Consider the following 19,663-nt stretch of genomic DNA (forward strand, 5'->3'; position numbering starts at 1 on the left):
GGCGGGATGCTCTAACGTGGATCCCGGCGCAAAATAGCGCGCTCTGAAAGGGATAAACAACAGATTAAGGAAAATTAAAATGCACGATAAATGGGATTTTTATAAGGACGAAGCACACAAGTGGCGCTGGAGAAGAACGGCGCCCAACGGCAATATTACCGGCGCCGCCAGTCAGGGCTACGTTAACAAAGCCGATTGCATCGAAAATGCACGACGTAATGGCTACACCGGTTAAGGGCATCACGCTCTGACATCACCCCCGATCGGAAACGGTCGGGGGTTTTTCTTTTGGGTGGGAAAATAGTATAAGTAAGGCGCAATCGTTCGTCTTTCCTCTTGATATGTCACGCTGTCTGCGGCTGCGCCGACTGATCGACTGGCTTCATTTTATTCACCAGCATCGGCACGCTTGCCAGCCTGCAAGCGGCGTGAAATATTGAGACGATATAACGGGATAAGGGCAATGAATGTGCAGAAAGAAAAATCCTTTTTCTGCTACGCTGCCACCCGACTCTGATGATAATAAATGGGGATTACAATGCGGATTAACCTCTTGCTCGGACTGACGGCTGGCGCGTTATTGCTGGCGGGCTGCAGCAGCTCTACGCAACTCTCTTCAGCAGGACAGCGCGTGACGTTCACCGATCAGCAGCCTGGCAATACCTGTCAGCTTCTGGGCAATATTACCGGCTCTCAGAGCAACTGGCTGAGCGGTGCAGGCGGGGAAACCAGCGCACTGCGTGGCGCAGCAAACGACCTGCGCAATCGCGCAGCGGAGATGGGCGGTAACGTGATTTATGGAGCAACCAGTCCGACGCAGAACCTGTTGTCCGCGTTCGCGCCACTCGACAGCAAAATGACCGGCCAGGTCTACAAGTGCCCATAATGTGAATCAGGCAGTCTGCCAAATTGAACCGGCCAGCCTTTTGCTGGCCGTTTTTATTCCTGACGTAACTGTAAATCTAACGGTGTTTTACTTGGCTCTCCGCCAATTTCACGCGCCAGCTTTGGCACCAGATAGCCGGAGACCTGTGACAGTAATGCACGCACCAGCTGGCGGGCCTCGTCATCTGACACAAAGAAATGCGCCGCACCCTGTACCTTATCCAGCACGTGCAGATAGTAGGGCAGAATGCCGGCATCAAATAGCGCATTGCTCAGGGTGGCCAGCGTCTGCGCATTATCGTTGATGCCACGCAACAGGACACTCTGATTCAGCAGGGTCACTCCAGCACGCTTCAGGCTGCTCATCGCCTCACGCAGCTCATCATCAATCTCCTGGGCATGGTTGATGTGCGTCACCATCACCACCTGCAGATGCGTCTCGCTGAGCATCTGACAGAGCTGATCGGTAATGCGCGCCGGTATCACCACCGGTAAACGGCTGTGGATGCGCAGACGTTTCAGATGCGGGATCTGTTCCAGCGCGGCGATAAGCCAGGCGAGCTCATGATCTTTCGCCATCAGCGGATCGCCGCCGGAGAAAATGATCTCATCCAGCTCGGGATGATCGGCGATATAGTCCAGTGCAGCCTGCCAGCTACGCTTGTTGCCGGGATTATCCTGATAGGGGAAATGACGGCGGAAGCAGTAGCGACAGTTGACGGCGCAGCCGCCTTTTACCAACAATAAAGCCCGGTTTCGGTATTTATGCAGCAATCCAGGTACAACGTTGCTTTGTTCATCGAGCGGATCGGTGCTATAACCTGGCGCATCAGTGAATTCCTGGCGGCGGGTCAGTACCTGAAGCAGCAGCGGGTCGTGCGCATCGCCTTTTTTCATCCGGCGGATGAACGCATGCGGTACACGTAAGGCGAAAAGACGCCGCGCATCCGCACCTTCAGCCAGCTCAGTGTGCTGATCAAGGGCTAAAATCCGCAGTAATTCATCAGGTTCGGTGACAACATCCGCAAGTTGCTGCAACCAATCTTCTCTGGAAGGTGTTTTTAGGGTTACAATGTGTGCCATTTTTTTGGCTTAGTACCAGTGTCAATTTTCGTAGAGGGCCTTCATGGCGACTTATTCTAGCAACGATTTCCGTCCCGGTCTTAAAATCATGTTCGAAGGCGAGCCGTATGCCATCGAATCCAGTGAGTTCGTTAAACCGGGTAAAGGTCAGGCATTCGCGCGCGTTAAAATGCGTCGCCTGCTGACGGGTTCTCGCGTTGAGAAAACTTTTAAATCTACCGACTCCGCCGAAGGCGCTGACGTAGTAGATACCAACCTGAACTACCTGTACAACGACGGTGAGTTCTACCACTTCATGCATCCGGAAAGTTTTGAGCAGTTCCAGGTTGAAGAGAAGACGGTAAGCGATGCAGCGAAATGGCTGCAGGATAACGCTGAATGTATCGTTACGCTGTGGAACGGTCGTCCGATCGCCGTTCAGCCGCCGAACTTTATCGAAGCTGAAGTTATCGAAACCGATCCAGGCCTGAAAGGTGATACCGCAGGGACTGGCGGCAAGCCAGCTAAACTCTCTACCGGTGCCGTGGTGAAAGTGCCACTGTTCGTGCAAGAGGGCGAAGTGGTGAAAGTTGACACCCGCTCTGGCGAATACGTGTCACGCGTGAAATAAGATTCGCAGGCGCATCTTCTGGTGCGCCTTTTTCTTGTCTGAGAGAAAAAAATGATCAAGCTGGCAAAATTAATCGCGTTCGCGTTGCTGGTCTCCTCTGCGTTAAGCGCCTGCAACACATTCCACGGTTTTGGCGAAGATGTCTCTCACTTAGGTGGTGCCATTTCGCGTGCAGCAAAATGACCTTAACTGATTGTCCTTTTTAAAGTCTCGCCAGCAGCAACTGCCGGAAATCCGGCTATGCTTAAAGCGCTGTACTTTACATCCATCAAAAAGGACATTGTTATGTTAAAGAAAAGTATTGCTGCAATCTTCTCTGTACTGGTGCTCTCTTCCCTGCTCACAGCTTGTAATACAACGCGTGGCGTAGGTGAAGATGTCGAAGCGGGCGGCCAGGCGATTCAGAACAGCACGAAGTAACCTGTTATTCCAACCGGTACGAAATGCTTTTCGTACCGGCTTGTCAGATTCTGCACTATTTCTGTTTTACCCAGATTAACTCTTCAACCGGGAAACCATCCCGACGCGCCTGATCAACCAGTTTCTCTTTTACGCCCGGTTCCAGTTGTGGTGTGCGTGACAGTATCCAGAGATAGTGGCGATTTGGTCCACATACCAGCGCATAGCGGTAGTCAGGATCGAGAGCAATCACGTTATAGCCGCCATAGAAGGGGCCGAAGAAAGAGACTTTCAGAGAAGCCCGCGTGGGTTCACCGGTGAAGTAGGCTTTGCCGACGCTCTCCTGCCAGCGCTGCTTTTTGACGTTATAGCCACGGTTGATTACCTTCAGGCCGCCATCTTCACGCGGGCTGTAGTTTGCTGTTACCTGTTCAAGGCCGCGCTCAAAAGGGTGGTTAAGGCGGGCAATCTCATACCACTGACCGAGATAGCGCTGGCTGTCAAAGTTATCTACGACCGTGACGTTCTTTGGCGGCGTAGTGCTGCAGGCGACAGAGAGAAAAGCACTCAGGCTGGCAACAACTGTTTTCCATGGAGACATAGTGGGATTCCTTTGTGATTTAACCGCTTAAGTATAGAAGCCGAAACGCTGTTTTTGGCAGTACGGGCACGAGATTGTTTGCCGCAGGCATTGCAGGTAGACTTCCCCCCCTAATTTGTATCAGGAGTCATCACCATGAGCGAAACGGCAAGCTGGCAACCAAGCGCATCCATCGCCAATTTGTTAAAACGCGCCGCTATTTTAGCAGAAGTGCGTCGTTTCTTTGCCGATCGCGGCGTGCTGGAAGTGGATACGCCGGCGATGAGCCAGGCCACCATTACCGATATCCATCTGGTGCCATTCCAGACGCGTTTTGTCGGGCCTGGCGCTGCGCAGGGGCGCGATCTCTGGCTGATGACCAGCCCGGAATATCATATGAAACGCCTGCTGGCGGCGGGCAGTGGCCCGATCTATCAGATGGCGCGCAGCTTCCGCAACGAAGAGGCGGGACGTCACCACAACCCGGAATTCACCATGCTGGAGTGGTACCGGCCGCATTACGACATGTACCGTCTGATGAACGAAGTCGACGATCTGATGCAGCAGGTGCTGGAGTGTGACAGCGCTGAGTCGCTCTCCTATCAGCAGGCGTTTATCCGTCATCTTGAGCTGGATCCGCTGTCAGCGGATAAAGCGCAGTTGCGTGAAGCGGCAGAGAAGCTGGGTGAAGGCGAGCTGGCGCGTGCAGAAGAGGATCGCGATACCTTACTGATGCTGCTGTTTATGCTGGGTGTGGAACCGAAGATTGGTCAGGATAAACCCTGCTTCGTTTATCATTTCCCGGCCAGCCAGGCAGCCCTGGCGGAGATCAGCACCGAAGATCACCGCGTGGCCGAACGCTTTGAGGTCTATTACAAAGGCATTGAGCTGGCGAACGGTTTCCGTGAGCTGACCGACAGCCGTGAGCAGCGTCAGCGTTTTGAGCAGGATAACCGTCGCCGTGCGGCACGCGGCCTGCCTGTGCATCCTATTGATACGTATCTGCTGGATGCGCTGGCGCATGGCATGCCTGCCTGTTCCGGGGTCGCACTGGGTATCGATCGCCTGATCATGCTGGCGTTGAAAGCGGAGTCATTGAGCGATGTGATCGCGTTTCCGGTGGATCGCTGCTAGAAGTCCGGGTGAAAAGGGCAGGGATGGCCCATCTGATCGCAAAGGAACCCTGCATCCCTGCAGGTCGGCCTCGCCATCCTGGCTCGGACGCTTTGCTCTTCAGATGGGCCACCCCTGCCCGTCAGGCTAATCCATTGCGGTGAGTCTAAAGCCCCGGTAATCAGTTGCTGCTGTCAGGAAACTCCTGAATGGTGACCGGCAGCGTCAGTTTCTGATCGTTTCGCAATACCTGCACATCAATCACTGAACCCGGACGAATTTCTGCCACCTGATCCATGGTCTCCTGCGCGGAGATGGCCGGCTTGCCATTAACGCTGAGCAGCACATCGTTGGCCTGAATCCCGGCTTTATCCGCTGGCCCATCTGGCGTGACCACGCTGACAATAATGCCCTGAACCCGATCCAGATTGCTGCCCTGTCCATGCAGCGGCGGCAGCTCACGCCCGGTAATGCCGATATAGCCGCGGATCACCCGACCATCACGAATCAGCTTATCCATGATCTTCGAGGCTAAAACGGTTGGAATGGCGAAACCAATCCCTTCCGGGGTTTCACCATCACTACTTTTATCGAAGGTCAGGGTGTTAATGCCCATCAGCTCGCCTAGCGAGTTAATCAGCGCGCCGCCGGAGTTACCCTGATTGATTGACGCATCGGTCTGCAGGAAGTTCTGTCGGCCTGATGAGCTTAAGCCAACCCGGCCCGTGGCGCTGATAATGCCCTGCGTGACCGTCTGACCGAGGTTATAGGGGTTGCCGATCGCCATCACCACATCCCCGATATGCGCCTGGCGATTTGGATTGATGGGGATAACGGGCAGGCCGGAGGCCGTAATCTTCAGTACCGCCAGATCGGTCATGCCATCGGAACCCACCAGCGTCGCTTCAAAGAAGCGGCCATCCTGCAGCGCCACGATAATTTGATCGGCATTATTGATCACATGCTTATTGGTAAGGATGTAGCCTTTTGCATTCATGATGACCCCTGAACCCAGGGTCGTGATGCCACGGTTGTTGTTGCCGTGGGCGCTACGATTGTAAACGTTCACAACGGCAGGCACGGCGCGGCGCACCCCTTGATTGAAGCTAAAGGGCGTTTCGTCTGTAATATTTTCGTGGTTATAGAGGGCGTCGCTGCCCATACGCAGTGCAGGCAGTGCTGCGAGCAAAATACCCGCCACAATCAGGCCCAGCACCACGGCACGCAAAAGTTTAAGAAACATGGTGTTAAATTACGCCAGGGGAGATCGCAGGGGAGAATAGCATGAGAGCGGCGGACACACACGTGCTTGTGTCCGCCGTAATGCGAGGTTTATCTCAACAACAGATAGATACTTTCATCGCCGCGCACCACATTCAGTGCCAGTACCGGCGGTTTCCCTTCCAGTATTTTACGCATTTCAGCAATGGTCTGAACCCGGTTACGGTTAACGCCGATAATCACATCATCTTTCTGCAGACCAACCTGTTCAGCCGGTGTGCCTTTTTCGATGGTATCGACCTTCACGCCTTTATCACCGGTTTTAGTCTGTCCATCACTCAGGGTTGCGCCCTGAAGCGCGGGTGACATCAGCTGTGCGCTGGCGGTGCTCTGTGCGCTCTGCTCCAGCGTAACGGTAACCGTTAATGGCTTACCTTCACGCAGCAGGCCAAGTTTAACCTGTTCACCTGGCGGCGTGGTTCCCACTTTGACGCGCAACTCAGCGAAGCTGGTAATCGGCTTGTCGTTGATCGACGTAATGATATCGCCTGACTTCACGCCCGCTTTCTGCGCGGCAGATTGCGGTAAAACTTCAGAGACAAAGGCGCCGCGCTGTGCATCGACATTGAATGCTTTAGCCATATCGGCTGTCATTTCAGTGCCTTTGATGCCGAGCTGACCGCGCTTCACTTCACCAAATTTAATCAGCTGCTGCGCGAGGTTCATCGCCATATCACTCGGGATAGCAAAGCCGATACCGATGTTACCGCCGCTGGAGGCGAGAATCGCAGTGTTGATACCGATCAGTTCGCCGTTAAGGTTGACCAGCGCACCGCCTGAGTTGCCACGGTTGATCGCGGCATCGGTCTGAATAAAGTTTTCCAGTCCTTCCAGGTTCAGGCCGCTGCGGCCCAGTGCGGAGATAATACCGGAGGTGGCCGTCTGTCCCAGCCCGAACGGGTTACCGATCGCCACCGCGAAATCACCCACTTTCAGCTGGTCAGAGTCCGCGACTTTCACCTGCGTGAGGTTTTTTGCGCCCTGAATCTGAATCAGCGCGATATCGGTCTGCTCATCATGACCAATCAGTTTGGCTTCATATTCACTGCCGTCGCCAAGCTGTACGTTGATTTTATCCGCACCGTTGACCACATGATTGTTGGTGAGCACGTAGCCTTTCGCGGCATCGATGATCACGCCAGAACCTAAACCTTCAAACGGCTGTGGCTGACTATTTCCGCCAGGCATCTGACCAAAAAAACGCTTCAGCGGTTCAGGAATATCCTGAGCCTGTGCACCCGAATCAGTGCCTTCCACATGCACACTGACCACGGCAGGTAACACTTTCTCCAGCATCGGTGCCAGACTCGGCAGCGGCTGGCCCGCAATTTGTGCTGGCAGCGTTGCCATCGCGTCTGGCGCGGCGGCAAGGCTCATCCCAATACTCAGGGCTAATGCGCTAAACAGGCGTGCTTGTTTTTTCATTGCTACAACGCTCTCGCTGCAAAAGGTGGGAGGAATTAATAAGTGTGACAGTCGTTTGCGGTCAGGGTTCGCAAAAACAGCGGGCGCAGACAGGCTGCGCCCCAAAAAGATTAGTCGCGGGCAGGGCGCTCGCCACGCAGTAAACCGGATGCGCCTTCAGAATAGTCGCGCGGCATCTGCACCGGCACCTGATCGTTGTCCGCTTCGGCTTCAGTCAGCTGATAGGCAAACGGATTTTTCTGGCCAGGCAGATTCGGCAGCAGGTCATTTGAGCCTTTTGCCATGTGCTGATAGAGCTGACGATAATCACGCGCCATGTTGTCCAGCAGCTCCGCACTCTGCGCGAAGTGGTTGGTCAGCTCTTCGCGATAATCCGCCAGCTCCGCTTTCGATTTTTCCAGCTCGTACTGCATGCTGCGCTGCTCACGCAGCTTTTTGTTGCCAAAACGCATGGCGACTGCGCCGACAATAATACCAACCACTAAACCAATTAGCCCGTATTCCCAGGTCATAATGACTCCCGTGTTATTTCCATTGTTCCGTAGGGCATTGCACCATTTCAATAATAGTCACTATACCCGTTAATCTTATGGATGTGGAACTCTGGAGCAGCATGGCTTAGTGTAGAACGGCCTTTTTTTCAGCAACCGTGGTATGAATCAGACACCATTCAGGGACTTTGAAACAACAATGCAAACCTCAACTCCGCTTACACGCTATGAACAGGCGCTGTCGCAGGGCGAATTCAGGCCCGATGACGTACAACGTGAAGCGATTACCCGTTTAGACGCGCTGCAGCAGGCGCTGGTTGCACGGCAACAATCCGCCGCGCCTGCCACATCCGGCCTGCTGGGTCGCCTGTCAAAATTGATCGGTAAAGAGAAAAACGAGACGCCACAACCGGTACGTGGACTCTATATGTGGGGCGGTGTCGGTCGCGGTAAGACCTGGGTCATGGATCTCTTTTTTCAGTCTATTCCTGGCGATCGCAAACTGCGTCTGCACTTCCACCGCTTTATGCTGCGGGTGCATGAAGAGCTGACGCAGCTTCAGGGGCAGAGCGATCCGTTACTGATTATTGCGGACAGATTCAAAGCGGAAACGGACATCCTCTGTTTTGATGAATTTTTTGTCTCCGATATCACAGATGCGATGCTGCTGGGCACGCTGATGGAAGCGCTGTTTGAACGCGGCATTGCGCTGGTGGCCACCTCGAACATTCCGCCTGATGATCTCTATCGCAATGGTCTGCAGCGCGCGCGCTTCCTGCCTGCCATCGAGCAGATCAAACGTCATTGTGATGTGATGAATGTGGATGCCGGTATCGACTACCGGTTCCGCACGCTGACCTCCGCGCACCTGTGGAACTCTCCGCTGAACAAAGAGACGCACGCTGAAATGGCGCGGATGTTTAAAGCGCTGTCGGGCAGCCAGCCTGAAGATGCGCCGGTTCTGGAAATTAATCACCGCCAGATGCCGACGCTGGGCGTCAGCGAGGGCGTGCTGGCGATTAATTTCACCACCCTGTGTGGCGAAGGGCGCAGCCAGCATGACTATATTGCGCTGTCGCGCCGTTTTCACAGTGTGCTGCTGTATGACGTGCCGGTAATGATCTACAAAACCGAAGATCAGGCACGGCGTTTCCTCGCACTGGTCGATGAGTTCTATGAACGGCATGTGAAGCTGGTGGTCGCGGCAGAAACGTCACTGACCGAGATTTATCAGGGCACGCGGCTGAAGTTTGAATACCAGCGCTGTTTATCCCGACTTCAGGAGATGCAGAGCGAAGAGTATCTGCGTTTACCGCACCTGCCGTGAGAATAATCGGGATAAATACCGAAATAGGGTTCGATTTTTGTAACCGACTTCTCTATAATCTTGCGACCCCACGTTACAGCAAAGGATTTTTTTCCCAAATCCTCTGTGTTCCAGTAACTCTATCCGAAGGGGTGGCTTGCTGGTCAAAATGGTCGTGTGAGCCTCATTCGTTTACTTAAGCGTTTGGGATTTCACCAACGTGTAACTTAATTTGGGTAAGCTTTTCGATGAAAACTTTTACAGCTAAACCAGAAACCGTCCAACGTGACTGGTTTGTAGTTGACGCAACGGGCAAAACTTTGGGTCGCCTGGCGACTGAACTGGCGCGCCGTCTGCGTGGTAAGCATAAAGCGGAATACACTCCGCACGTTGATACGGGTGATTACATCATCGTTCTGAACGCAGAAAAAGTTGCTGTAACCGGCAACAAGCGTACTGACAAGATCTACTATCACCACACTGGCCACATCGGTGGTATCAAACAGGCGACCTTTGAAGAGATGATTGCTCGCCGTCCTGAGCGTGTGATTGAGATCGCGGTTAAAGGCATGCTGCCGAAGGGCCCGCTGGGTCGTGCTATGTACCGTAAACTGAAAGTTTACGCAGGCAACGAGCACACCCATGCGGCACAGCAACCGCAAGTTCTTGACATTTAATCGGGATTAAAGGCAATGGCTGAAACTCAAAACTACGGCACTGGTCGCCGCAAAAGCTCTACCGCTCGCGTATTCATTAAGCCGGGTAGCGGTAACATCGTAATTAACCAACGTTCTCTGGAACAGTACTTCGGTCGCGAAACTGCCCGCATGGTAGTTCGTCAGCCGCTTGAGCTGCTGGACCTGGTTGGTAAATTCGATCTCTATGTCACTGTTAAAGGTGGCGGTATTTCTGGTCAGGCTGGTGCGATCCGTCACGGTATCACCCGCGCTCTGATGGAATACGACGAATCACTGCGTGGCGAGCTGCGTAAAGCTGGCTTCGTAACGCGTGATGCGCGTCAGGTTGAACGTAAGAAAGTCGGCCTGCGTAAAGCACGTCGTCGTCCTCAGTTCTCCAAGCGTTAATTGTTTGCAGCTCCGGCTGCGGCAATTGGCTCAAAAAACCCGCTTCGGCGGGTTTTTTATTTTCTGCCTTCCCATAAACTGTCCGCGAAAACCGTAACGCCGCGCTCAATTTACCTGCAAAGATTCATTCCACGCCCACAAGCAGCCTAAAATCTGGTAAACTCTGTGTCACTTTGCGCCCGCAGGCCGGTGCGTTATGCGCCTCCCCACTGTCGGGGCGTCAGTATCTGTGACGCAGCTAACCAGGTTGCGTGCGAGTTCGATAAGCAAGTGAGTCGCCGTGTGGTTGGCTATTCGCAGTATCTTTTTGTGAACAAACTTGGAGGTTTTCATGGCTGTCGCTGCCAACAAACGTTCGGTAATGACGCTGTTTTCTGGTCCTACTGACATTTTCAGCCATCAGGTACGTATCGTCCTGGCGGAGAAGGGTGTCAGCGTAGAGATCGAGCAGGTCGAAATGGATAACCTGCCGCAGGATCTGATTGACCTCAATCCGTATCGCACGGTACCGACGCTGGTAGATCGTGAGCTGACGCTGTATGAATCACGCATCATCATGGAATATTTAGATGAGCGCTTCCCGCATCCGCCACTGATGCCGGTTTATCCGGTTGCCCGTGGTGATAGCCGCCTGATGATGCACCGCATCGAGCAGGACTGGTATAGCCTGATGAGGAAAGTAGAGAACAGCAGCGGTCAGGAAGCGGAAGCGGCACGCAAGCAACTGCGTGAAGAGCTGCTGGCTATCGCGCCACTGTTTGGCCGTACCCCTTATTTCATGAGCGAAGAGTTCAGCCTGGTTGATTGCTATCTGGCTCCGCTGTTATGGCGTCTGCCGTCAATGGGTATCGATTTGATCGGCTCAGGTTCAAAAGAGCTGAAAGGTTACATGAATCGCGTATTTGAGCGTGACTCCTTCCTCGCTTCATTAACTGAAGCTGAACGTGAAATGCGGCTGCAAGCCCGGGCTTAACGTATGGAAATGTCGCAACTTACTGCACGTCGTCCCTATCTGCTGCGCGCTTTTTATGACTGGTTGCTCGACAACCAGCTGACGCCGCATCTGGTGGTCGACATTAATCTGCCGGGTGTGCAGGTGCCGCTGGAGTATGCGCGCGATGGTCAGATAGTCCTGAACATTGCGCCACGTGCTGTCGGTAACCTCGATCTGGCAAACGATCAGGTGTCGTTCAACGCCCGCTTTGGTGGCGTTCCTCGCCAGGTTAACGTGCCGATGGCGGCGATTCTGGCAATCTATGCGCGTGAAAATGGCGCCGGGACGATGTTTGAACCGGAACCGGCTTACGAGCTGGGCACGCATGAGGCGTCAGAGGGTCAGGAAGAGACTATGATGTCGGTGATTGATGGTGATCGTCCTGACGATGCCAGCGATGACGAAACACCGCCTGATGACGATCCACCGCCACGTGGTGGACGACCTTCACTGCGCGTAGTGAAATAGCAGTGACATAACAGCGAATACCCGTCCATCCGACGGGTATTTTTTTGCCTGTCGGCCATAAAAAATCCGGCTGCCTGCGCAAGCCGGATTTTTTCAGCAGACCATCGCGATCAATAGACGTCGCGCAGGTAGCGCTTCTCTTTCTTCAGCTGATCGACATAGTCAGCAGCGCGCTCGGTGGAGAGACCACCAAACTGGCGAACCACTTCATACAGCGCATTATCCACATCCTTCGCCATACGCGATGCATCGCCACAGACATAGAAGTAAGCCCCTTCCTGTAGCCAGGCATACAACTCAGCGCCCTGTTCAAGCATCCGGCTCTGCACGTAGATCTTCTTCTCCTGATCGCGTGAGAAGGCCAGATCCAGACGCGTCAGCAAGCCATTATCGCGCCAGGCAAGTAATTCATCCTGATAGATAAAGTCATGTTCCTGATGCTGATCGCCGAAGAACAGCCAGTTTTTCCCCTGCGCGCCGGTTGCCTGGCGCTCCTGCAGGAAGGCACGGAATGGTGCGATACCGGTACCTGGTCCCACCATGATCAGCGGTGCGCTGTTGTTGGCAGGCACGCGGAACGATTTATTGGGTGAGATAAAGATGGCGGGCTTCTCACCGCGACGCACACGCTCGGCCAGGTAGGTTGAGCAGACGCCACCGCGATTACGGCCGCCACTGTGATAACGCACCGAGGCAACGGTCAGATGCACCTGGTCAGGATGGGCTTTAGAGCTGGATGAAATTGAGTAAGCGCGATGCTGCAGCGGACGCAGCAGCGCGACAAACTCGGGTACCGCCAGCGTGCGCGTCAGCTCAAGCTGCAGCAGGTCAAGGGTATCTTTGCCCCACAGCCACACGCCCAGCGCATCTTTATCATCATGCTGTAACACATGACGCAGCTCCTGGTTGGTGGTGTTCTGCCCGACCCATTCGATTAACTTGCGTGACGGCTCTGAGATCTCAAACTGATAGGTCAGCAGGTCGCCAAGGCTGCGATCAAAGCCGGGCACCGGCGTCTCGTAGTCCGCGTTAAGCTGGGTCAGCAGCAGGCTGACCAGCGACGGCTCGTTGACCGGAATCACGCCCAGCGCATCGCCCGCTTCATACTTCAGGCCGCTGTCAGACAGGTCGAACTCGAAATGACGAATATCTTTGGCTGACTGCTCGCCTGACAAACGCTTGTTGGTGATCAGCGCGGCGGCGTATGGATTGGATTTGTTGCTGCCTGGAATGACTGGCGCTTCAGGCGCGCTTTCCAGCACGGTGCCGCTGCTGCCCGCGCTGGCGGCAAACTGTGGCATTGAGCTGTTCAGCCACTCGCTGGAAGGCTCCTCAAAATCGATATCACAATCGATACGATCAACCACGCGTTTCGCGCCCAACTGCTCAAGGCGCATATCAATAAACTTGCCCGCCTGACAGAAGCCATCGTAGCCGGTATCGCCAATCGCCAGCACGGCGAAATGCATCTGCTCCAGACGCGGTGCGGTACTGGCAGAGATCGCATCCCAGAACAGCTGCGCGTTGTCCGGCATTTCACCTTCGCCATAGGTCGAGGTGACGATCAGTACATGGCGCATGGTGGCAAATACGTCGAGATCGACATCGCCCAGCGCCTGAACCACCGGCACCAGACCTTTAGCGCGCGCAGACTTCGCTGCGGTCTGCGCCAGTGCTTCAGCATTGCCGGTCTGTGAGCCATAAAGAATGTGCAGTTGCGTCGTCGCGGCTGCGCTTGTGCCCGCGGCGGGTTGCTGCTTGTCTTCTAATACCAGCAAACGGGAGTGCAGACCCGCAAGAAAGCCAGCCAGCCAGTACTTCTGATCGCCATTAAAAGGTGCATCTTCTGGAATATAAGGAATTTTCATGGGTACTTTTACTCAATCCCGTTCTCGCCCGTCATCAGTGGCATTGTCCGGTGTGAAAGCGGTTCCGCTTTCCCGCGCCGCAGCGTGTGCGACAGGGGAGAGCGGTGCTGCATCTGTCCGGTACAACGATTAATCCGGGCAATGATCAATTAATAATATTCAGTTCAGCCTGATCAGTATCACTGTCAGGAGAGTTTACCCACCGCAGCGGCGATTTCCGGCAATGCCGCACGTGCAAACAGCTCTTCAAAGTCAGGCAGGTGGCCCAGCACTTCCCGGTTACAGGCATCCTGGTACATGATCCAGCCGTAGGTTGCCAGACTGTCCATGGAGCGGATGTTACGTTGCGTCAGCGCCGCTTTGTAATCTGACATGCGTTTGGTTCCAATCAGACTCGCCAGTTCATCATCGCTGTAGCTCTCGATAGCGGAACGGGCATGACGCTGCAGCTTGCTTATCAGCGAAAAGTCTTCCGTCATCAACAGATTACGGACCGCTTTTTCAACTGCCGCATCTTCAACCGGGGTGCCTTTCGGTAATTTGCCCAGCGCCAGCTGCTGGGCAAAACTCAGCACGGTGTAGTTGTTGAGCAGGACAAACATCTCCAGCGTATCGGTCGCGCCATAAGCCGGTACGGCACCGTTGGCGATGGTTTTACCCTGACGCCATGCGGCTTTAAACTTCGCCACCTGATGGCCTGCCAGCGCCGTCGACAGCTCTTCGAGCAGATCTTTGCGGCTCTTGGCTTTCAGAATCTCGCCGCCATCCTGATAGAGCAGCAGCGAGCGCGGCATCACGTAAACAAAGTGGTGACACTCTGTTTCCCAGTTCTCCAGCAGCCAGGCGGCACGCGGTGATTTGGTCGCCTCCAGATGCCAGTTCAGCATGGTCAGTACCGCCTGCTTGTGCACCTGGGCCATTTCATCCTGATCGGCAATCGAGCCGAACTGTACCGAATCACCGGCAGCATGGCTGGCCAGCGATCCATAGGGGTCGTACTGGTAGGCGAAGCCGCCGCTCATGCCGTTGCCAAATCCTTTACCGAAGGTGCCCAGGTTGAGGATGGCGCCATTGGTCATATATTCGCAGCAGAAGTCACCGACGCCTTCAACCACGGCGGTGGCACCGGAGTTACGCACCGCGAAACGGTCACCGGCCTGGCCCTGCACGAACAGACGTCCGCCGGTCGCGCCAAACAGCGCAAAGTTACCAATCAGCACGTTGCCATCGGCATCCTGCGCGCCGCCACCAGGCGACATCACGATCAGTTCGCCGCCACACTGTCCTTTGCCGACACCGTCGTTACAGGTGCCGTAATGGGTCAGCTGCATGCCATCGTTGCAGAAGGCGCCAAACGATTGACCGGCAGAACCGGTGGTGGAAATTTTTACGCTCTCAGGGGCCAGATAGCGACGACCGCGATCATCAGTCATTACTGCAGGCATCGCCTGCAGCTGCTCAGAACTCAGCTGATGGTTCAGCATCCGCTCAATATCGATGGCCAGCTGGCCGCCGACACTTTTGTTTCGGTTATTCAGCACGATGTTGTTGCCCAGAGTGACGTCAGGATTTCCCTGATCCACCAGCGACAGCTTCAGTTGCTCAATCCAGACATCATCCAGCTCAAAATCTTTTTCCAGATAAACCGGCTTGTCGATTTTCAGCTCAGGCACCACGGTAAGCATGGCGCGTAAGTCGAGCTTGCCCACTTCCAGCGGGTGATCCATCAGGTGCAACAGGTCAGAGCGACCGCGTGCCTCACGCAGGGAACGCAGGCCCATACGCGCCAGGATTTCACGCACTTCATGCGCTACGTTGAGGAAATACTGCGCCAGCTGACGCGGATCGCCATCAAACGCTTCGGCATTCGTGGTTAAGCCAGCCGGGCACTTAACGTTACAGTTCTTCGCCATCACGCATTTCAGCATCATCAGCGCCGTCGTACCGAACTCAAAGCTGTCGCCGCCCAGCAGTGCAGATTTCACCACGTCGCTGCCGGTCTGCTGTGCGCCAGAGCAGCGCAGCAGCACTTTCTCACGCAGGCCGTTGGCGCACAGCGCCTGGTGGACTTCAGCGATGCCGATTTCGGCCACGCGTCCGGTATATTTCAGGCTGGTCACCGACGCAGCGCCGGTACCGCCGGTGTTACCCGCAACGTTAATCACGTCTGCACCCGCTTTGGCCACGCCGACCGCGATGGTGCCGATCCCTTCAGACGAGACCAGCTTGACGATAACGCGCACCCGCGCGGCTTTGCAGTCGTGGATCAACTGCGCCAGATCTTCGATGGAATAGGTGTCGTGATGCGGCGGCGGTGAGACCAGCTCGACGCCAGGCGTACCGCCACGCGCGGCAGCAATCTCGACGGTAACTTTGGCCGCCGGTAACTGACCGCCTTCACCAGGTTTCGCACCCTGACCAATTTTGATCTCCAGCTCTTCCAGCATCGGATCCGCCAGATAGGCAGCCCAGACGCCAAAACGACCCGAAGCCAGCTGTTTGATGCGTGAGGCACGGATGGTGCCGTGACGGGAGTAATGCTCGCCGCCTTCACCGCAGTTACTCATGCCGCCGACCATATTGGTGCCGTGCGCGACCGCTTCATGAGCGGGAGCCACCAGCGCACCGTGGCTCATCGCCCCGGAGGCAAAGGTACGGGTAATTTCACAGGCTGGCTGCACTTCGCTCAGTGGCAGTGAGGGCAGGGTGGTGAAGATACGTGACAGATAATCGGCCGCTTTACCGTAAGCGGTCACTTTCAGACCGCCAGTCACCACTTCGCTGCTTTCGATATCGTCGCCGAAGCGGGATTTCAGGGCGCGAGACAGGTTCTGCAGGCGTTCGCTCTCAGGCTTCAGTCCTTCAATCGCATCGGTCAGACGCAGCATAAAGTGATTCAGGCTGCCATCTACCGCTTCACACTCCATGCCACGAATGGCAAAGCCGTTGTTGGTCAGCGAGTAGCGTCCCAGCTTGCGGCGGAACTCCGCTTCGCTGTCGATGTGGGTCAGGTCAGCCGGGAATGTCAGGATGTCGCGCAGGGCCGCCGGGCGACGTTTACGCTCTTCATACATCAGGCTTGAGAACTGACGGTAATCAGCAGTAATCGCGAAATTATTGATCACCTCATCCGGGATGCGCTCAAAGCTGCTGTCTTTAAAGGTCTCTGGCTTGATGCCAAACGCATTATCCAGTTTAGCCAGCGTCATCAGGCGGATGAAGTTGTCCTCTTCGCGCGCTTTGTCGGCAAAGCGAATCGGTTCTTCGGTCATATCGATAAAGGTCCGCACGGCGATGGTGCCGTAGGAGTGACCTGCGCCTTCTGCACGCTCTTTGAACAGGCCCAGCAACGGAACTTCAGATTCGCCCTGAATCTTCAGTGCGCTCTGGTGCCAGTCAACGGCCATCTGCGCGATCGTCGCGAAGCCTGCGCCGCCCACCGGCGTTTTGATATTCGGGAAATACTTTTTCAGCACCGGATCATCGGTGTTGAGGAAGTTAGGCTCAAAGAACTCACCGCTGCTGTAGCTCTCAACGGTACAGAGGCCCACTTTGCCCATGGTTTTCATCAGTGCTTTTTCAGCCGCTTTGGCATAGCGCTTAAAGGCTTTGTTACCTTCTTCACCTTCACCAAATTTCTCCTCTGCGCGCATCTGTACGCCCAGCGGATAGATAGCTGACGCTCCAAAGCCAAGTGTGGCGGCAATGTGGTGCGACGAGATGCTCTGGCCGCTTTCAACCACCAGAGAAACATCCAGACGCAACCCTTCCTTTATCAGGCGCTGGTTGATGGCGGAAACCACCAGCAGCATCGGGATCGCGGCGTGCTTTGAAGAGATATGGCGATCGGTAAGTACGGCGATGCCACCCTGGGTACGGGCAAAATCAACCACCTGTTGCGCCAGGTCATCAATCGCTTTTTCCAAAGCATTCGCGTTCGCGGTGGTGCTCAGCAGATCTTTGCCGATCACCGGCTCATAGAGCATCTCAAAGCGGGCATAAGGTGCGATAGTCTGCTCGCGTAAACGCAGCATATCGAGGTGGCTGAGAATCGGGGTCGGCACCACAATCTGACGGCCTTTGCTGCGGCCCAGATGGGGTTTTGCCCCCAGCGCGACCCGCAACGTCATGCCATCCACTTCACGGATAGAGTCCAGCGGCGGGTTGGTGACCTGCGCAAAGCGCTGAGAGAAGTAGTGCGCCATGCCGCCTTCATGATCGGATAAGCCGTTGATGGCATTGCCGTAACCCATCGCAGAGATCTTCTCTGCGCCGGTATTCAGCATCGGATCCATCATGAACTTGAAGCTTTCCTGGTTGTAGTAGTAGGCAACAAAGCGCTGATACGTTTTCAGATCGCCACGATAACGCAGCGGTGAACCCTGTTGTTCTGCCGGGATTTCGGGCAGATCGTCAAGAACGACGCGCGCTTCACGCAGCAACGCCGAATAATCTTTCTCTGCGGCCAGTTTTTCCAGCGCCTGCAGCGTGGTAAAGCTGCGTTTTTCACGGTGATCGAAATAGAGCATACCGCCCGCTTCGATACGCCCACGACGCAACACGCTTTCAGGTGGGAAGGCGATCTGGCCGGCTTCCGACATCGCACCGATATAGTCAGCGGTTTCTACTGAACGCAGTGGACGCAGACCCAGACGATCAAGACGGGCGCCAATTACTTCGCCATTACCAAAGATTAAGGCAGCAGGGCCGTCGTTCTTCTCTTCATACAGCGAGAAGTACTCCAGCATGTCACGCACTTCTGGCGACAGCGCGCTGTCGTTTTCCCAGGCGGGCGGCATCATCGACACCACGGCGGTGATCAGATCGAGGTCATCTTCCATCAGACGGCTGTGGATGCTCTGATCCAGGCGCGAACTGTCGGACTGGCCTTTAGGCCGCACGATGGTCTTGCCACGAGCCAGCGCCAGCGCGGACTCAGCGATGCGGTTTTTACGGTCAGTGTTCAGCTCGCCGTTGTGCGCCATCAGGCGGAACGGCTGCGCCATCGTGGTATGGGGATCGGTGTTAGTGGAGAAGCGGGTGTGGAAAAACAGCCCGCGCACCTGATGATCGGGATCGGTCAGATCTTTGAAGTAAGGGATCACTTCATTGGAATTCAGACGGGCTTTGAATACCTGCGTGCGTGACGACAGCGACAGCGGATAGAGGCCGCCAAATTCGCTTTCGGTAAAGGCTCGGGCTTCAATGGTTAACAGGGCACGGTAGATGCGTTTTTCGAAGTCGTTCTGATCAACCACATCCTGTGGCGCAGTGAAAATCCACTGCAGAATCGGTAACTGGAACTGCGCGGCTGCCGGGCGCGTCACGCTGCTGTCGAGCGGCATGTCACGCTTCATAAGTACCGGCAGACCAAAGCTGCTGAGGGTTTCATCCACCAGACGTTCGGCATTCGCGCGCAGCTCAGCATCTTTCGGCACAAAGAAGTTACCGACACCAAAGCGTCCCGCTTCCAGCGGCTGGCCGGTAATTTTGCGGAAGAATTGCAGCGAAAGATCAACGTTGACCCCCGCGCCGTCGCCAACGCCTTCCGCTGACATGCCGCCGCGGTGAGGCACCGTACACAGGGCGCTGTGCGCCATCTGCAGAATCTCGTGGGTCTGCTCGCCGTCCTTACGCGTAATGAAACCTACACCACAGCTGTCACTGCCTGCTGTCGGATCATACAAGCCATAGGATTGAGGTTTTTTAGTGGACATTGAGGGTCTCCTTAAACTGCTTTGACATTACCTGCACTGTTTCAGGGTCTGAGCGCAACGGGGGCGCTATCATTTTCATCGCCATGCTCTGTCGAGCGCGCGTCATAGCCCTGAGCATTTCTCTCCAGACATCGGTAAAACGTCCTTAATTGAGCTGCTCTCTGATTTCCGGTCTCTTAAAGGAGATGACTTAAACCACGCGGGAGTCTTCTTGTTGCATAGATATGCCGAGACAATGGCCCGTCTGGAAAGCTTTCAGCGGATTTCCAACTTATCGGGAAAGCGTAATCAGGTCAAATAGGGCGGTCAGACGGGATTATCATGCGTTTTATCTGCTTAAGTGTATGAATTTAATAAT

18 protein-coding genes are annotated in these 19,663 nt (G+C 55.0%); 11 read left to right on the plus strand and 7 right to left on the minus strand.

Annotation, left to right across the window (positions count from 1 at the left end):
- Positions 1-79: 79 nt before the first annotated feature.
- Both AC6I8B_RS01850 and AC6I8B_RS01855 read left to right on the plus strand, forming a co-directional pair.
- Positions 80-235, plus strand: a complete 156-nt coding sequence (locus AC6I8B_RS01850; RefSeq protein ID WP_073999522.1) for a YegP family protein — start codon at positions 80-82, stop codon at positions 233-235.
- Between the two features lie 303 nt (positions 236-538).
- A complete protein-coding gene (locus AC6I8B_RS01855) occupies positions 539-886 on the plus strand; it encodes a DUF4156 domain-containing protein (protein ID WP_010251983.1) in 348 nt (115 codons plus the stop codon).
- Between the two features lie 53 nt (positions 887-939).
- Here the strand turns inward: AC6I8B_RS01855 and epmB are convergent, their stop codons facing one another.
- The gene (gene epmB / locus AC6I8B_RS01860; RefSeq protein WP_033759609.1) at positions 940-1,968 is read right to left on the minus strand and encodes an EF-P beta-lysylation protein EpmB; all 1,029 of its coding nucleotides are present in this window, start codon (positions 1,966-1,968) and stop codon (positions 940-942) included.
- A gap of 43 nt (positions 1,969-2,011) precedes the next feature.
- Between epmB and efp the strand changes: the two genes are divergently transcribed.
- From efp to AC6I8B_RS01875, 3 genes are all read left to right on the plus strand, one after another.
- Positions 2,012-2,578, plus strand: a complete 567-nt coding sequence (gene efp / locus AC6I8B_RS01865; RefSeq protein WP_010251979.1) for an elongation factor P — start codon at positions 2,012-2,014, stop codon at positions 2,576-2,578.
- A gap of 51 nt (positions 2,579-2,629) precedes the next feature.
- Positions 2,630-2,761, plus strand: coding sequence for an entericidin A/B family lipoprotein (locus tag AC6I8B_RS01870; RefSeq protein WP_003848306.1), 132 nt, complete (start codon positions 2,630-2,632; stop codon positions 2,759-2,761).
- 102 nt (positions 2,762-2,863) lie between these two features.
- Positions 2,864-2,998 carry an entericidin A/B family lipoprotein gene (locus tag AC6I8B_RS01875; RefSeq protein ID WP_003848302.1) on the plus strand — a complete coding sequence of 45 codons (135 nt, stop codon included), beginning with the start codon at positions 2,864-2,866 and terminating at the stop codon, positions 2,996-2,998.
- A gap of 55 nt (positions 2,999-3,053) precedes the next feature.
- Here AC6I8B_RS01875 and AC6I8B_RS01880 read toward each other — a convergent pair whose 3' ends face one another.
- Positions 3,054-3,578: a lipocalin family protein gene (locus AC6I8B_RS01880; protein WP_010672015.1), complete on the minus strand. Its 525-nt coding sequence runs from the start codon at positions 3,576-3,578 to the stop codon at positions 3,054-3,056.
- Positions 3,579-3,713: 135 nt separating this feature from the next.
- Here AC6I8B_RS01880 and epmA point away from each other — a divergent pair, with 135 nt between their 5' ends.
- Complete coding sequence (gene epmA, locus AC6I8B_RS01885; protein ID WP_003848297.1) at positions 3,714-4,691, plus strand: elongation factor P--(R)-beta-lysine ligase; 978 nt, start codon at positions 3,714-3,716, stop codon at positions 4,689-4,691.
- Between the two features lie 160 nt (positions 4,692-4,851).
- Here the strand turns inward: epmA and degS are convergent, their stop codons facing one another.
- The 3 genes from degS to zapG form a co-directional block, all read right to left on the minus strand.
- Positions 4,852-5,913, minus strand: a complete 1,062-nt coding sequence (gene degS / locus AC6I8B_RS01890) for an outer membrane-stress sensor serine endopeptidase DegS (RefSeq protein WP_039386970.1) — start codon at positions 5,911-5,913, stop codon at positions 4,852-4,854.
- 89 nt (positions 5,914-6,002) lie between these two features.
- Positions 6,003-7,376 (minus strand): serine endoprotease DegQ, encoded by a 1,374-nt coding sequence (gene degQ / locus AC6I8B_RS01895; RefSeq protein WP_010251960.1) that lies wholly within the window; start codon positions 7,374-7,376, stop codon positions 6,003-6,005.
- Between the two features lie 110 nt (positions 7,377-7,486).
- Complete coding sequence (zapG, locus tag AC6I8B_RS01900; RefSeq protein ID WP_003848291.1) at positions 7,487-7,888, minus strand: Z-ring associated protein ZapG; 402 nt, start codon at positions 7,886-7,888, stop codon at positions 7,487-7,489.
- Positions 7,889-8,066: 178 nt separating this feature from the next.
- Here zapG and zapE point away from each other — a divergent pair, with 178 nt between their 5' ends.
- The 5 genes from zapE to sspB all read left to right on the plus strand — a co-directional run bounded on the left by zapE (position 8,067) and on the right by sspB (position 11,720).
- Complete coding sequence (gene zapE / locus AC6I8B_RS01905) at positions 8,067-9,194, plus strand: cell division protein ZapE (RefSeq protein WP_497817563.1); 1,128 nt, start codon at positions 8,067-8,069, stop codon at positions 9,192-9,194.
- Between the two features lie 227 nt (positions 9,195-9,421).
- A complete protein-coding gene (gene rplM, locus AC6I8B_RS01910; protein ID WP_008925400.1) occupies positions 9,422-9,850 on the plus strand; it encodes a 50S ribosomal protein L13 in 429 nt (142 codons plus the stop codon).
- 15 nt (positions 9,851-9,865) lie between these two features.
- Positions 9,866-10,258 carry a 30S ribosomal protein S9 gene (rpsI, locus tag AC6I8B_RS01915; RefSeq protein WP_008925401.1) on the plus strand — a complete coding sequence of 131 codons (393 nt, stop codon included), beginning with the start codon at positions 9,866-9,868 and terminating at the stop codon, positions 10,256-10,258.
- 331 nt (positions 10,259-10,589) lie between these two features.
- Entirely contained in the window at positions 10,590-11,231 is a 642-nt protein-coding gene (gene sspA / locus AC6I8B_RS01920; RefSeq protein WP_009092481.1) for a stringent starvation protein SspA, read from the plus strand.
- A gap of 3 nt (positions 11,232-11,234) precedes the next feature.
- Positions 11,235-11,720, plus strand: coding sequence for a ClpXP protease specificity-enhancing factor (gene sspB, locus AC6I8B_RS01925; protein ID WP_010251939.1), 486 nt, complete (start codon positions 11,235-11,237; stop codon positions 11,718-11,720).
- 110 nt (positions 11,721-11,830) lie between these two features.
- Here sspB and AC6I8B_RS01930 read toward each other — a convergent pair whose 3' ends face one another.
- The gene (locus AC6I8B_RS01930) at positions 11,831-13,588 is read right to left on the minus strand and encodes a sulfite reductase subunit alpha (RefSeq protein WP_010251935.1); all 1,758 of its coding nucleotides are present in this window, start codon (positions 13,586-13,588) and stop codon (positions 11,831-11,833) included.
- A 185-nt stretch (positions 13,589-13,773) separates the two neighbouring features.
- Complete coding sequence (locus AC6I8B_RS01935) at positions 13,774-19,305, minus strand: glutamate synthase-related protein (protein WP_157353488.1); 5,532 nt, start codon at positions 19,303-19,305, stop codon at positions 13,774-13,776.
- Between the last annotated feature and the right edge of the window lie 358 nt (positions 19,306-19,663).

This window comes from Pantoea sp. X-Soil-ISGK-285 (genome assembly GCF_059730815.1).

Excerpts from the sequence above, each read along its gene's own strand:
- efp (WP_010251979.1), top strand. The coding sequence starts at position 2,012 with ATGGCGACTTATTCTAGCAACGATTTCCGTCCCGGTCTTAAAATCATG.
- zapE (WP_497817563.1), top strand. The coding sequence starts at position 8,067 with ATGCAAACCTCAACTCCGCTTACACGCTATGAACAGGCGCTGTCGCAG.
- degS (WP_039386970.1), bottom strand. The coding sequence starts at position 5,913 with ATGTTTCTTAAACTTTTGCGTGCCGTGGTGCTGGGCCTGATTGTGGCG.
- zapG (WP_003848291.1), bottom strand. The coding sequence starts at position 7,888 with ATGACCTGGGAATACGGGCTAATTGGTTTAGTGGTTGGTATTATTGTC.
- epmA (WP_003848297.1), top strand. The coding sequence starts at position 3,714 with ATGAGCGAAACGGCAAGCTGGCAACCAAGCGCATCCATCGCCAATTTG.
- AC6I8B_RS01880 (WP_010672015.1), bottom strand. The coding sequence starts at position 3,578 with ATGTCTCCATGGAAAACAGTTGTTGCCAGCCTGAGTGCTTTTCTCTCT.
- AC6I8B_RS01870 (WP_003848306.1), top strand. The coding sequence starts at position 2,630 with ATGATCAAGCTGGCAAAATTAATCGCGTTCGCGTTGCTGGTCTCCTCT.
- AC6I8B_RS01855 (WP_010251983.1), top strand. The coding sequence starts at position 539 with ATGCGGATTAACCTCTTGCTCGGACTGACGGCTGGCGCGTTATTGCTG.
- degQ (WP_010251960.1), bottom strand. The coding sequence starts at position 7,376 with ATGAAAAAACAAGCACGCCTGTTTAGCGCATTAGCCCTGAGTATTGGG.
- sspB (WP_010251939.1), top strand. The coding sequence starts at position 11,235 with ATGGAAATGTCGCAACTTACTGCACGTCGTCCCTATCTGCTGCGCGCT.
- AC6I8B_RS01930 (WP_010251935.1), bottom strand. The coding sequence starts at position 13,588 with ATGAAAATTCCTTATATTCCAGAAGATGCACCTTTTAATGGCGATCAG.
- AC6I8B_RS01935 (WP_157353488.1), bottom strand. The coding sequence starts at position 19,305 with ATGTCCACTAAAAAACCTCAATCCTATGGCTTGTATGATCCGACAGCA.
- epmB (WP_033759609.1), bottom strand. The coding sequence starts at position 1,968 with ATGGCACACATTGTAACCCTAAAAACACCTTCCAGAGAAGATTGGTTG.
- sspA (WP_009092481.1), top strand. The coding sequence starts at position 10,590 with ATGGCTGTCGCTGCCAACAAACGTTCGGTAATGACGCTGTTTTCTGGT.
- AC6I8B_RS01875 (WP_003848302.1), top strand. The coding sequence starts at position 2,864 with ATGTTAAAGAAAAGTATTGCTGCAATCTTCTCTGTACTGGTGCTCTCT.
- AC6I8B_RS01850 (WP_073999522.1), top strand. The coding sequence starts at position 80 with ATGCACGATAAATGGGATTTTTATAAGGACGAAGCACACAAGTGGCGC.
- rpsI (WP_008925401.1), top strand. The coding sequence starts at position 9,866 with ATGGCTGAAACTCAAAACTACGGCACTGGTCGCCGCAAAAGCTCTACC.
- rplM (WP_008925400.1), top strand. The coding sequence starts at position 9,422 with ATGAAAACTTTTACAGCTAAACCAGAAACCGTCCAACGTGACTGGTTT.